At 42.1% G+C, this 11819-nt stretch carries 13 protein-coding genes; 7 read left to right on the top strand and 6 right to left on the bottom strand.

The features are described from left to right. Positions 1 to 159 precede the first annotated feature (159 nt). From QUF73_20895 to QUF73_20885, 3 genes are all read left to right on the top strand, one after another. A complete protein-coding gene (locus QUF73_20895) occupies positions 160 to 291 on the top strand; it encodes a YuzL family protein (GenBank protein MDM5228583.1) in 132 nt (43 codons plus the stop codon). Positions 292 to 449: 158 nt separating this feature from the next. Further along, positions 450 to 722 carry a hypothetical protein gene (locus QUF73_20890; GenBank protein ID MDM5228582.1) on the top strand — a complete coding sequence of 91 codons (273 nt, stop codon included), beginning with the start codon at positions 450 to 452 and terminating at the stop codon, positions 720 to 722. Positions 723 to 737: 15 nt separating this feature from the next. After that, positions 738 to 1085, top strand: coding sequence for a spore coat protein (locus tag QUF73_20885; protein MDM5228581.1), 348 nt, complete (start codon positions 738 to 740; stop codon positions 1083 to 1085). Positions 1086 to 1226: 141 nt separating this feature from the next. On the opposite strand, the gene QUF73_20880 is transcribed toward QUF73_20885, so the two are convergent. The 5 genes from QUF73_20880 to QUF73_20860 form a co-directional block, all read right to left on the bottom strand. Next, on the bottom strand, positions 1227 to 1472 hold the full coding sequence (locus QUF73_20880; protein MDM5228580.1) for a YusU family protein: 246 nt from the start codon (positions 1470 to 1472) through the stop codon (positions 1227 to 1229). Next, a complete protein-coding gene (locus QUF73_20875; protein ID MDM5228579.1) occupies positions 1469 to 2233 on the bottom strand; it encodes an IucA/IucC family C-terminal-domain containing protein in 765 nt (254 codons plus the stop codon). Before QUF73_20875 ends, QUF73_20880 begins: the two co-directional genes overlap by 4 nt. After that, positions 2230 to 3054 carry an ABC transporter ATP-binding protein gene (locus tag QUF73_20870; GenBank protein MDM5228578.1) on the bottom strand — a complete coding sequence of 275 codons (825 nt, stop codon included), beginning with the start codon at positions 3052 to 3054 and terminating at the stop codon, positions 2230 to 2232. The genes QUF73_20875 and QUF73_20870 overlap by 4 nt, the downstream gene beginning before the upstream one ends. 82 nt (positions 3055 to 3136) lie before the next feature. Beyond that, on the bottom strand, positions 3137 to 4192 hold the full coding sequence (locus QUF73_20865; GenBank protein MDM5228577.1) for an iron ABC transporter permease: 1056 nt from the start codon (positions 4190 to 4192) through the stop codon (positions 3137 to 3139). Continuing rightward, complete coding sequence (locus tag QUF73_20860; protein MDM5228576.1) at positions 4192 to 5193, bottom strand: iron ABC transporter permease; 1002 nt, start codon at positions 5191 to 5193, stop codon at positions 4192 to 4194. Before QUF73_20860 ends, QUF73_20865 begins: the two co-directional genes overlap by 1 nt. 225 nt (positions 5194 to 5418) lie before the next feature. Here QUF73_20860 and QUF73_20855 point away from each other — a divergent pair, with 225 nt between their 5' ends. From QUF73_20855 to QUF73_20840, 4 genes are all read left to right on the top strand, one after another. Next, on the top strand, positions 5419 to 6387 hold the full coding sequence (locus QUF73_20855) for an iron-siderophore ABC transporter substrate-binding protein (GenBank protein MDM5228575.1): 969 nt from the start codon (positions 5419 to 5421) through the stop codon (positions 6385 to 6387). A 218-nt stretch (positions 6388 to 6605) separates the two neighbouring features. Further along, positions 6606 to 8099: a spore germination protein gene (locus tag QUF73_20850; GenBank protein ID MDM5228574.1), complete on the top strand. Its 1494-nt coding sequence runs from the start codon at positions 6606 to 6608 to the stop codon at positions 8097 to 8099. A 35-nt stretch (positions 8100 to 8134) separates the two neighbouring features. Further along, the gene (locus QUF73_20845; GenBank protein ID MDM5228573.1) at positions 8135 to 9235 is read left to right on the top strand and encodes a GerAB/ArcD/ProY family transporter; all 1101 of its coding nucleotides are present in this window, start codon (positions 8135 to 8137) and stop codon (positions 9233 to 9235) included. Next, positions 9232 to 10290 (top strand): Ger(x)C family spore germination protein, encoded by a 1059-nt coding sequence (locus tag QUF73_20840; GenBank protein ID MDM5228572.1) that lies wholly within the window; start codon positions 9232 to 9234, stop codon positions 10288 to 10290. The genes QUF73_20845 and QUF73_20840 overlap by 4 nt, the downstream gene beginning before the upstream one ends. A 94-nt stretch (positions 10291 to 10384) precedes the next feature. Here the strand turns inward: QUF73_20840 and rodA are convergent, their stop codons facing one another. Further along, positions 10385 to 11557 carry a rod shape-determining protein RodA gene (rodA, locus tag QUF73_20835; GenBank protein MDM5228571.1) on the bottom strand — a complete coding sequence of 391 codons (1173 nt, stop codon included), beginning with the start codon at positions 11555 to 11557 and terminating at the stop codon, positions 10385 to 10387. Between the last annotated feature and the right edge of the window lie 262 nt (positions 11558 to 11819).

Below are 11819 nucleotides of genomic sequence, written 5' to 3'. Positions count from 1 at the left end.
TTTGCAAAATTTACGCAATGATTTTAGGCGGAAATTTAGAAATGTTTTGAAACTTTTTTATGCCTCTGCTGTAATTTATATATTTTATGCGAAATGTAAATAAGTGTTTTGGACACTCTAAAAAGGAAACATTTTTTGTTCGCTACGGAGGTGAAAGAAATGGGAAAAATGAAAAAAGATCCTTCCAAAGCAGGAGTCAGCGCTGCAAGTGTCCAGGGAGATGCGGGTCCTGCCGTTGAAAGGCAAGGGCCTAAAAAAAGGAATAGCCAAAATAATCAATATAAGCGGTAATCCGCTTTTTAAAGGCTGGCTGCCGTCAGCCTTTTATAGTTTCCATTATGTATACAGATGATTCATTTTCTGCAGAATAGCAAACGTTTTTCAGAGGAAAGATATCCTCGAAAAGAATTTCAGCTATTATAACGCTAAAAGAATTGGAGGGACAATTAATGCAACAGCAAAATATGAATATGCAGAACCAGCAGGGCATTATGCAGCAGCCTCCTGCTGTTATTTCCACTAAGGATGCCCTTTACTTAACAGATATGCTTACCTGGAACCTTCTCGCCTGTAAAAAAGCGCATTTCTACGCTCAGCAATGCCAGGACCAGGAGCTAAAAACACACTTCGAGCAATGCGGCCAAATGCATCAGCGGCACTATGAACAGCTGCTTGTTCATTTAAACCAGCAAAATCAGCAGAACTTTATGGGAATGCAATAGGAAGGAGCCTTGAAAATGAACCAGAACCAGAATCCAAATACGATTCAAAATCCTGAGACTCAGGTAAATAAAACTCCGCAAATGAATGAGCGGGATTTTACAAATGATGTTTTATCTACAGAAAAATATATGACAGATGCCTATTCTGTTGCCCTAAATGAGGCAAGCCATCAGAGTTTGTATCAGGATATTCTTGCGGCTTTTAACGAAACACAAAACCAGCAGAGAGAATTTTATAACCTTATGTTCAAAAAAGGCTGGTATAAGGTTGAAGCGGCTGACCAGCAGAAGCTTCAGCAATCTTATCAGCAGTTCCAGGGCTATACAAATCAATTGCCATATGGCAATGGTCAGATGCAATAAGAAAAGCGGAAGCGCCTTGCCCACCCCCGGCACCTCGAGAGGTAGGCTGCTTGCGCTAGACAATGATCGAAGTTGCACACTTCAATAAAATAAAAACCGCTGTCTTTATCTGCAGCGGTTTTTTAGATCCTATATCATCACCTATTTTTTGCTTCTCATCTCTTCATTCATTGTTTTAATTTCAGCGATCAGGGCCTTCATTTCCTCTTTTGCATCAGGATATGTATCATTCCAGTGCTTGGCTAAAGGCGGCATGGATTTCGCAATAAAAGAGTACAGCGCCCAAGCTTCAACCTTTTCTTTTAACTCCGGGGAGGTCTCGCCGATCAGGAGTTCAGTATATTTTTCAAGCAGGCCATCCAGCTGTTCCTTCAACTTCTCATTCATTGACGATTCCTCCTTTTTATATTACAGGCCTGAGGACATGTTCCGCACCGTTTGCCGCTGTTCGTAAGATAGGAGAAGCAGCATGTTTTTCGAGGGCGTACAAGCTTACCGGTACTTTCAATGAGGACTTTTTCGCTGTCATATTTCTTTAAGGGGTTAATGTTATAGCCGCCGAATAAATTGCCTGGAGCCTCGTCCATAATAAACTTAAAGTCTTCAGCAGCCCTTGCTGAATATACTTCCGCAGGTAAGACCTTTTCATAAAGCCAAAACAGATAAATCGCTATATTTTCCCAAAGGATTTGTTTAGAAATCTTTGATTCACTTGCTACTCCATTCAAAATGGGAAAGATATGGTCACTAAAAAGAGAGCGCACAGCATCCTCTCTCCACTCTCCTCTGTCCGTTTCACAGCCTTGTCCATGAAGGATTTTAAAAGTGAAGCCCGGTATCCAAAGCCCATTTTTTTCCTGGCTGACAATCGTTATATTTTCATGTGATATATCCAATTTTAAATTCCAGGACGTCATACTATACAAATAAATCACAGGCAGAAAAGCATATCGCTTAACTAAAATAGAAGCAGCTGTTTTGTTATCATGTGCTCCAATGTGATTTTTCACTCTAGACAAGTATGCCCCAATTCGCTTGGAATCCAGCAAATCTTTTACTTCAATTGTTAAAGGAGAGCCTTCTCCTGCATCCTGGGCAAGTCTGAACTGCCCAAGAACTTCTGCCTGTTCTCCTGTTAATTTAATCATCCTTGAAGCACTTGCCCTTTCAAAATACATCTCCCTTTTCCGTAAGGGATGCAGAGCGGTGTGCCGAATAATGGATCAATGGTAACTTCACATTCCATGCCAAACACGTTTTTGACCAATCCGCAATTGATGACATGCTCGGGCTTACCCTGTGCAAAGACTTTCTGATCTTTAATGGCAACAATATTATGGGCATAGCGGCAGGCTAAATTCAGGTCATGAAGCACCATGACAATTGTTCGCTTTTCTTTTTCATTTAATTCAAACAATAAATCAAGAATTTCAATTTGATGAGTCATATCTAAATAGGTGGTTGGCTCATCAAGCAGAATGGTATCTGTATCCTGCGCCAAAGTCATGGCAATCCAGGCCCGCTGGCGCTGTCCGCCGGATAATGAATCCACTGTCCGGTCTTTCAATTCTTCCATACCTGTAGCCTTTAATGCATTTCTGACCTTTAATTCATCTTCAGTTGACCATTGCTTCAGCCATGTTTGATAAGGGTACCGCCCCTGTTTGACAAGCTGAAGCACTGTAAGTCCTTCTGGCGCGGAAGGGGATTGGGGCAGAATCGCCATCTTTCTGGCAACATCTTTGGTTGAAAGTCTGGCTATAGCCTCACCCTCCAATAAAACGGCACCTGATTTCGGCTTTAGCAGCCGGGCAATGGACCTTAGCAATGTCGATTTTCCGCAGCCATTTCCACCAATAAATACTGTGATTTCTCCCTTAGGAATTTCCAGGTCCAATTCATTAATAATAATGGTGTCCCCATATGACAAGGTTAAGTCTTTTGTTGCGATCGCTTGCCCTGCTGTCATTTCTGCCCTCTCCTTTTCCTTAATATCTGCATCTATAGGCTATCCAGTTACCAGTATGATACGAGTTTCAAGCTTTTCCAGCTTATGCGTTTCTTGTCTTGAAAAGCAGGTAAATAAAGTAAGGTGCGCCAATGCTGGCTGTAAACACACCCGCCGGGATTTCAAGCGGTGAGAACAAAGTCCTGCCTATCAGGTCGGCTGCCATCACAAGAATTCCTCCAATCAGTGCGGAAGCCGGAAGCAAAGCGCCAAAAGCAGAGCCAACCAGCCTCCGGGCCATATGAGGAGCCATTAATCCAACAAAGCCTATCCCGCCGCCAAATGCAACAGCCCCGCCAATTAATGCCGTGCTGACCATCAGCAAAAGAAACCTGTATTTCTGTACTGTGCTCCCTACACCCTTTGCAATATCATCGCCAAGTTCCTGGATATTGACATTTCGTGCTAAACCAAAGGCAAGTATCAGAAACACGATCGTCCACGGGACCAAAATTGCGACATTATCCCAATTTGAACCGTAAACAGTCCCGGTTATCCAAATATTCGCCTGGCTTGCCTGGTAAATCGGACCAAAGACCATCATTAAGGTGGTGAGTGCCTTCATTAGGCTTGCAAGTCCGATCCCAATTAAAACAAGCCGTACCGGCGAGACTCCATCCTTGTAGGCGAGAAAATAAACAAGGAAGGCCAAAATAGCAGCACCCGCAAAAGCTGCAAGAGGCATCCAATTAATACTTACAGTTAATGCATTATTTTTATCACTAAAAAAGGCAAGAAAAGCTACAACTGCTACAGATGCCCCTCCTGTAATCCCGATTATATCAGGAGATGCAAGCGGATTTCTGATGATTCCCTGCAGGATGCCTCCCGCTGCAGCAAGAGCCATTCCTACCATTAAGGCAACGATAATTCTTGGAAGCCTGAATGACTGAATGACCAGCCTATCCATATCCGAACCCCCGCCAAAGAATACCTGCACTACCTTCAGAGGGCTGATTTTCATTTCACCCGTGCCGGTGCTGATGACAAAAACTGCGGCGGCAGCTGCTGCCAATAATAAAAAAGTGATAAGTGCTTTGCGGTTTACTAAAAAAGAAATTCTATCGCCAAACAGGCGCAAGTTATAATATTTTTTCATTACTGATTGAACCCCCTTCTGGCAATATACACAAAGAAAGGAGTTCCAATTACAGCTGTCATGACGCCAACAGGAACTTCCTGCGGCATGATGATATACCTTGATGCTATGTCCGCTACAAGAAGGAGCATCCCCCCGAATAGACCTGCATAAGGAATCACCCAGCGATGGTCAATGCCGACAACTGCCCGGGTTAAATGGGGAATGACAATGCCTAGAAAGCCAATAGGACCAGCAACAGCTACCGCTCCTCCTGACAGAAGCACAATAACAATGCCCGCACTCAATTTCAGCAATCCTGTTTTCAAGCCCAGTCCCTTCGCTACATCCTCGCCCATTGATAAGACGTTCAATTTCCCCGCAATGATCAGGGAAAAGATCCAGCCGGCTAATAAATATGGGAATACAGCTGCGAGGGTCTCCAGCTTCCTTCCCGATACGGATCCTGCCAGCCAAAATAGCACCTGTTCCAGGGCAGTCTCATTAATAACGAGAAAGCCTTGTGTCATCGAAGCAAACATGGCACTCATCGCTGCACCGGCAAGGGTTAATTTCATGGGTGTCAGCCCTTCCCTGCCGATAGAGCCAATTATATATACGAATATAAATGAAACAGCAGCCCCCAAAAATGAAACCCATGTAAAGACCTGCAAGTTACTAATTGAAAAAAGCGTTACTGTAATAACGACTGCAAATCCAGCACCTGCGTTTATTCCGAAAATTTCAGGAGCAGCAAGGGGATTCTTTGTCAATGTCTGGAGCAGGACACCCGCAATCGCAAGGCTTGCCCCTACTGCCGCCGCAATCAATGCTCTCGGCAGACGGACTGATTGAATAATTATGTGTTCATTCGTTCCATCGAATTTTGTAAATGCATCAATTGCCATCTTCCAAGTTGTGTCGGTATATCCGTAAACAATACTGAAAGACATTAATATTAATAATAGTAGGATAGCTGCAAATAGCCCAGCCCATCTCAGAGAATTTGTTTTTAATAACATAGCGAGACCCTTCTTGCGTCTATTTAGTATGGTTTAGTTACATTTTCAGTCTATTGTACAGAGGATTAGCTGTCAATGAGTTTGAAAATCATTTTCATTGATCATTTGAAAAATTAAATGAAAATGATTTTCAATTACCTATTGACAATTTAAAATGTACACAGTACTATAAAAATGTCAAATGAAAATGATTATCATTAACAACGCAAAATGGAGGAGTACATAATGAAATTCAAGTCTTTACTTGCCATTCTTTCAGTTTTCACTATTCTGTTCCTGGCTGCCTGCGGGAATAACAGCGAACAGGATGAGAAAGCTGATAAGGAAAAAGAAGGAAACAAAACAGAAGATACAGGCTATACAGTTGAGCATGCAATGGGCACAACTAAGCTTGATAAAGCGCCTGAAAAAGTTGTCATTCTGACAAACGAAGGTACAGAAGCATTGCTTTCCATGGGTGTTACTCCAGTCGGTGCCGTTCAGTCCTGGACTGGCGATCCATGGTATGAACATATCGCTGATGATATGAAAGATGTTCAGGTTGTGGGAACTGAAAGTGAAGTCAATGTAGAAGCAATCGCAGCGCTGCAGCCGGACCTTATCATCGGCAACAAGATGCGCCAGGAAAAAATCTATGATCAATTAAATGATATTGCCCCTACTGTTTTTGCTGAAACATTGCGCGGAGACTGGAAGGAAAACTTTGAGCTTTACGCAAAAGCACTTAATAAAGAAGAAGAAGGCAAAAAAGTCATTGCTGATTATGACAGCCGCATCCAGGAAATCAAAACTGGCCTTGGAGACAAAATAAACCAGGAAGTATCCATTGTCCGCTTTATGGCTGGAGATGTCCGCATCTACCATAAAGATACCTTCTCTGGTGTAATTCTTGACCAAATCGGTTTTGCACGCCCTGAAAGCCAGGATGTTGATGATTTTGCAGAGAAAAATGCTACAAAAGAACGAATTCCTGCCATGGATGGAGATATCCTATTCTACTTCACATATGAAACCGGCGATGGTGAAGCAAGCCAACTTGAGAAAGAATGGATTGAAGATCCATTATTCAAAAACTTAAAGGTAGCCCAGGAGGGCAATGTCCACAAGGTTAATGACACAATCTGGAACACTGCCGGCGGTGTTATTGCGGCAAACCTGCTTCTGGATGATATTGAAAAATATTTTGCCAAATAAACTCAACTCGTGATTGCGCTCCCATAATACCCCCTCTTTTATAGGAGCTCAAATATATTAAAAGGAACCTGACCAACCAGGTTCCTTTTTTATTTGTCTATATTACGTTTCCCCGCTATTACTGCCATACATCCAAATCTTTTTTATTGCCTTCCATTCATAAGTTTTCCAAAACCGGCAACAATAAGCGTAATGCCGAAAATGATGGTGATTTTCCTATGAGAAAATGGTTGAAAAACAAACGGATTAAAGAGGACATCCAGCATAAGGATTGGGAAAAATCCTTGATTAAATCCAAAGACTTCAAAAAAATCTTTTATTATAACCAAAAAACAAATGTGCGCTTTGGACTTACTTTCATGGCTACTTTAATTGATGAAAATATTATTCAGGATGGTATTCTCCCTTATCTGCTGGAAGAAGAATTCCGTGAAATAGAGGATATTAAACAGCTTGTCCCTGTGGCGGATGTGCAGATTTGTGATGACCCTTCTCTAATCGAACAAAAGCTATTAAATGGCTATGTCATGCTGACGATTGAGACAGAACTTAAACATTTCGGCTTTATAGCTGCGCAAAAAGAAATCGTCAGGGGGCTAAGCCAGCCTGAGGTTGAATTTTCGGTTATCGGTCCTAAAGAAGCCTTTGTTGAGTCAATGGGTCAAAATTTAAATTTAATCCGGAAACGTCTGCCGGTAAAAGAACTGATTATTGAAGAATTCACACTGGGAAGTCTGTCAAAAACTTCCGTCGCCATGCTTTATATGGAAGATATCACAAATGAGGATAATATAAATACTGTCAGGCAGAGACTTACAAACGTGGAATTTGATGCCATTACAGACAGTTCCTATATTGTACAGCTGATTAGTGATAACTCCAATTCCCCTTTCCCTCAGCTGCTTGATACAGAGCGGCCTGACAGGGTCGCGGGAATTTTGGCAGAGGGAAAAATAGCCATTGTGGTTGACGGCTCACCCCATGTGTTAATTACACCAACCACGCTTGTTGAATTTTTCAGTTCTTTTGAAGATTATTTTTTAAATTGGATTTTATCTTCCTTTTTCCGGCTCATCCGTTTATTCGCGGTTGCGTTTTCCATTCTGGTTACACCTATTTATGTAGCAACCCTTTCATATCATTATGAGCTTATTCCAAAAGATTTGCTGAGTACATTAATTACATCAAGACGGGAGATTCCACTTCCTCCCATTCTGGAGGCTTTGTTTCTGGAGCTGACCATTGAACTGCTGCGTGAGGCTGGAGCCCGCCTTCCGACCAAAGTCGGCCAGACAATCGGTATCGTGGGAGGGATCGTAATTGGGACTGCATCTGTAGAAGCAGGCTTGACGAGTAACGTCCTGCTCATTATTGTAGCTCTCGCCGCTCTCGCTTCCTTTACAACACCTGTATACAGAATGGGCAATACTATTCGTTTGCTTCGCTTTCCTTTCCTGTTTTTTGCAGAACTATGGGGCCTGCTCGGGATTGTGTTTTGCTTCTGTTTACTGCTGACTCATTTAATACGGCTGACTTCACTTGGAAGGCCATTCCTTGAGCCTCTCTACCCGCCTCGGGTTATGGATATGAAAGATGCCCTTATCAGGCTTCCATTTGAAAAACAATCCAAAAGGCCGATATTTTTACGGACTAAAAATCCAATTCGCTTCAGTAAGAAAAAGGCCCAAGAGAAAAAAGATATCGACGAGTAATGCCAAATGTATCAACTTAAATGGAGGTGAACCAGATGAAGGAACAGCCAATACCAGAGAGATTACAAATATCTCCCTTTTTAGTATTTTATATGGTCATGTCCATACAAATCGGAATCGGCGTATTAGGGTATCAGAGGATTATTGCAATGGATGCAGGATATGATGCCTGGATATCCATTTTATTTGCCGGCGGATGCATTCACGTAATTATTTGGATGATCTATAAAATCTGTGACACTGCCGGCGGTGATATTGTAACTGCCCATAAATACGTCGCAGGAAACTTTATTGGCAAAGCACTCAGCGCAATTTTTATTGGCTATTTTATCCTGTTTTCCTTAACCGTTATTAGGACATTTATTGAAGTCATACAGGTTTGGATGTTCCCTGAATTAAGCACTTTCTGGTTCTCCTTCGGTTTTACGATTCTTTGTGTCTATATTATTTTTGGAGGATTTAGAACTGTAGTCGGTACTGCCTTCTTTGGGCTTGTTCTGCCGGCTTACCTCCTCCTTACATTCGGCTGGGCGATTAAATTCTCCAATTTTTACAATCTGCTGCCCATCTGGGATCATTCCATTAAAGAACTGCTTACAGCATCTTATCATATGTCCCTTACTTTTATTGGGTTTGAAATCATCATTTTTTTCTATCCATTTATTAAAGAACCAAAAAAGTCGCAGAAATGGGCTCATCTGGCCGTATTAACAACTACTCTTATTTACACTATTTTAGCCATCATTACTTTTGCCTATTTCTCCGAAGACCAGCTGTCCAGACAAATATGGGCCAGCTTAACGATGTGGAAAATAGTTGAAATGCCCTTTGTTGAACGTTTTGAATATATCGGGATCGCCAACTGGAACTTAGTTATTCTTCCTAATGTGTGCATATCCATTTGGATTGCCTCCCGGCTCATAAAAAGGGTCTTTAATATCCGCCAGAAAGTTGGCGTGTTTTTTGTCGTTGCTGCAGTGCTTTCTGTTATATCTTTTTTGGATACAAGGATTAAAATAAATACGCTTAACAACTATGTTGGAAAAATGGGATTTGCTTTTACCTTTATTTACATTCCTTTGCTTTTCGCTGCAGTCATGATCGCCAAGAAGCTGAAAAAGGGGAAGAAGAAATGAAAAAGCTTATACTGTTATGTCTTGTCTTGCTGCTTTCCGGCTGTGTTGAGAAAGAGATTATTGATGATATTAATATTGAAGTAGGCGTTGGCTATGATTTAGCAGAGGATCCAAAAGATCGTTACAGGGGAACTGTACTATTCCAGGAGTTCCAGCCTGATAAAAGCGTAATTAACCGGACATTTTCCGGCAGTGGAAAGCTGCGCCAGGATCTCCTGCTGGAGGTTACTAAACAATCATCAGAGCCAGTAGTCACAGGCGGATTGAAGGTTGCTGTTTTCGGTCCTGAGATTTCCAGGGCAGGAATCTACGATCTTATAGATTCTTTTCAAAGAGACGCAAGTATTGGAGCGCGAGTATTTGTTGCTACTTCAGAGGGAAATGCAGAAGACCTGATGAAAGGAGAGTATGGAACAAGAGGAAATTCAACCTATATCTACAATCTTATACACCATAATATTGAACATCGGGATATTCCGAAAACCAACCTGCACATCTTAGCCAATGATTATTATCAGAAAGGCAAGGACCCTTCCCTGCCTCGAATTAAGAAAGTCTCTAATAATGAAGTCGAGATCGTTGGAATCAGTCTTTTCAAAGATGATAAGGAAGTTGATATCCTTCCTGTGAAAGATATGTTCTTTTTCAAACTGCTGGTAGATAAATACAGTGAAGGGAACTTCGATGTTGAGTTAAAAAAGGGAAAAATAGCTGCTGTAAAGAGTATAAGCTCCAGGCATGATATTAAGATATCTGATAATCACGCTTCCATAAACATTAAAATTGAAGGCATTATTCGTGAGTATACTGGAGATGAGTTAGCGTCAGAAGTCGTGGGGGCCGTTCAAAAGAATTTGGAGAAAAAGATTGAAAAGGAATGCCTCAGGCTATTAAAACAGTTTCAGGAACTCGGAATTGATCCGATTGGACTGGGCCAAATGAAAAAATCCATGCAGCGTGATTTTGATTATAAAAAGTGGGAAGATGAATACAAAAGGCTGGGATTTGATGTGAAGTGCAATGTGAAAATTGAAGAAACTGGTGTTATTGAATAAGAGCGGGCTCTGGATAGCCCGCTCTTCCCATTTAAAGTAAGTAAGTATTCCTATGAATTGAGAAAACTGCCTAGCCCCAGCGCATGAACTTTTCCTAATCACTGGTCGAGAACATATATTTTTTATAATGGTAGCGGATCGAGAAAATCAGCCCCATGGCCAGCATATTCCCCATCAGCGAGCTTCCTCCATAGCTGATGAAAGGAAGCGGTATGCCAGTGATTGGCAAAAGGCCGATGGTCATCCCGATATTTTGAAAGACATGGAATGTAACCATGCTGATGACACCTACACAAATATAGGTGTAGAAATTGTTTTTGGTTTCCATGCCAATCTTGGTAATATGGTAAATCAGCAGAAAGAAAAGGCTGACGACAATGCTTGCGCCTACAAAACCAAATTCTTCCCCTACGATACTGAAAATAAAGTCGGTATGGCTTTCAGGCAGATAGACTTCCCTCGTTCCATATCCTTTCCCGCTTGTTTCCCCTGATCCAATGGCAAGGAGGGAGCGTGTCAGCTGAAATCCGGTTGAACTTTGATAGTTATAAGGATCAATCCAGGAATAAATGCGCGCAAACTGATATTCCTTTACTCCTAAATACTTCTCAAGAATATCCGGATGCCATAAAACAAAATACAAAATAGTGCCTGCAAGAGCCGCACCTGTTCCAAATATTGGCGCCAGAAGCTTCCAACTGATTCCTGAAATGAATATCATGCCAAGCATGATTGCCAGAAATACCAGGCTTGTCCCTAAATCAGGCTGCTGCATAACCAGCAGCAGGGGCACCATTGTTAAACCAACCAGTTTAATGAGCAGCCATAAATCAGTCTGCATGGTTTTGTATACATTTTTTTGATGATGTTCGTCAATTGTTTTCGCCAATACCAGAATAATAAACACTTTAACAAGCTCAGCAGGCTGCAGGGAACCCATACCCGGAACCTTGTACCATGCCTTCGCCCCATTAATGACAGGGGCAATGCTTGATGGCGCCACAATCAGGAATCCAAGCAGCACAATGCCCAGGCCGTACACATACCAGGAAATCTTCTTCAGCTGATCGGAATCCAGTGTGATTACCGCAGCGATGATTCCTGTTCCAACGACATACCAGACAACCTGCTTCAAAAGGAAGTTTTCTGTATATTGTCCTGTTGTCTGTGCGCTGTAAATGGAAATGGCGCTTACCAGGAATAAAAGCATCAATATTAATACTAAGCCCCAATCCAGCTTAGGAGGTGTATATCGATTTGAGGTCATGATCATTCTCCTTTAAAGAAAAGCGGAAGCGCCTTGCCCACGTAGGTACGCAGACTAAGAACGCCACGTCCTGTGGCAACGTCTGCATGACCCGCATCCTGCGGGCCTCAAGCACAAGACGAGCTTTCCGGAAAGGCGTCCTTTGCCTTTTTGGGGGGCTCGTCTTGTGACCTCGAGGGGGTAGGCGCTGGAGCTAGACAGTTATCTAACTTCAGAATTTATACATTCTTATCAATAAACAAAACCATTTGCCTTTATCTTT

This window comes from Cytobacillus sp. NJ13 (assembly GCA_030348385.1).
In the GTDB taxonomy this organism is placed as follows: domain Bacteria; phylum Bacillota; class Bacilli; order Bacillales; family Cytobacillaceae; genus Cytobacillus.
The sequence above is the reverse complement of the archived record's forward strand: the minus strand, read 5'-3'. Positions and strand labels throughout refer to the sequence as shown.

What these genes read in the sequence shown, in the direction of transcription:
- QUF73_20895 (MDM5228583.1), top strand. Translation starts at nt 160, where the DNA reads ATGGGAAAAATGAAAAAAGATCCTTCCAAAGCAGGAGTCAGCGCTGCA.
- QUF73_20890 (MDM5228582.1), top strand. Translation starts at nt 450, where the DNA reads ATGCAACAGCAAAATATGAATATGCAGAACCAGCAGGGCATTATGCAG.
- QUF73_20885 (MDM5228581.1), top strand. Translation starts at nt 738, where the DNA reads ATGAACCAGAACCAGAATCCAAATACGATTCAAAATCCTGAGACTCAG.
- QUF73_20880 (MDM5228580.1), bottom strand. Translation starts at nt 1,472, where the DNA reads ATGAATGAGAAGTTGAAGGAACAGCTGGATGGCCTGCTTGAAAAATAT.
- QUF73_20875 (MDM5228579.1), bottom strand. Translation starts at nt 2,233, where the DNA reads ATGATTAAATTAACAGGAGAACAGGCAGAAGTTCTTGGGCAGTTCAGA.
- QUF73_20870 (MDM5228578.1), bottom strand. Translation starts at nt 3,054, where the DNA reads ATGACAGCAGGGCAAGCGATCGCAACAAAAGACTTAACCTTGTCATAT.
- QUF73_20865 (MDM5228577.1), bottom strand. Translation starts at nt 4,192, where the DNA reads ATGAAAAAATATTATAACTTGCGCCTGTTTGGCGATAGAATTTCTTTT.
- QUF73_20860 (MDM5228576.1), bottom strand. Translation starts at nt 5,193, where the DNA reads ATGTTATTAAAAACAAATTCTCTGAGATGGGCTGGGCTATTTGCAGCT.
- QUF73_20855 (MDM5228575.1), top strand. Translation starts at nt 5,419, where the DNA reads ATGAAATTCAAGTCTTTACTTGCCATTCTTTCAGTTTTCACTATTCTG.
- QUF73_20850 (MDM5228574.1), top strand. Translation starts at nt 6,606, where the DNA reads ATGAGAAAATGGTTGAAAAACAAACGGATTAAAGAGGACATCCAGCAT.
- QUF73_20845 (MDM5228573.1), top strand. Translation starts at nt 8,135, where the DNA reads ATGAAGGAACAGCCAATACCAGAGAGATTACAAATATCTCCCTTTTTA.
- QUF73_20840 (MDM5228572.1), top strand. Translation starts at nt 9,232, where the DNA reads ATGAAAAAGCTTATACTGTTATGTCTTGTCTTGCTGCTTTCCGGCTGT.
- rodA (MDM5228571.1), bottom strand. Translation starts at nt 11,557, where the DNA reads ATGACCTCAAATCGATATACACCTCCTAAGCTGGATTGGGGCTTAGTA.